Source organism: Mesorhizobium sp. M7D.F.Ca.US.004.03.1.1 (genome assembly GCF_003998635.1).
Taxonomy (GTDB): Bacteria; Pseudomonadota; Alphaproteobacteria; order Rhizobiales; family Rhizobiaceae; genus Mesorhizobium; species Mesorhizobium loti.
Genome location: NZ_RZQG01001884.1, coordinates 1 through 384, shown reverse-complemented (window position 1 = coordinate 384; position 384 = coordinate 1). Strand labels below are relative to the sequence as shown.

Below are 384 nucleotides of genomic sequence, written 5' to 3'. Positions count from 1 at the left end.
CCCTGTTCGGCGCCGGCGACGAGGACGTCGTCAACTGGTTTCGCCACTGGGTGAACGAGGGTTTTCAGCCGCTTGAAAAGATCCTGGCTTCCTCGCACGAGACTGGACAATTCTGCCATGGCGACACGCCGGGGTTGGCTGACATCTGCCTTGCCGCGCAGATTGCCAGCAATGCCCGCTTCGGCGTCGACCTAACGCCCTACCCGACGATCGCGCGCATCAACGCCGCCTGCATGGCGCTGCCGACCTTCCAGAAAGCCGCACCCCAGAACCAGATCGATGCCGAATAGGCTTCATCGGCCCACACGTGGCGTCGGCGCCGGAGGTCTGGCGGAATCGATTTCCGCTTGACCGGAGAGGGAATCGGCTATCGTTTCCCAGCTG

At 63.0% G+C, this 384-nt stretch carries 1 pseudogene; it reads left to right on the top strand.

From position 1 onward, the window contains the following. A pseudogene (locus EN935_RS40520) lies at positions 1-290 on the top strand (maleylacetoacetate isomerase); the annotation flags it as partial. Positions 291-384: the final 94 nt, after the last annotated feature.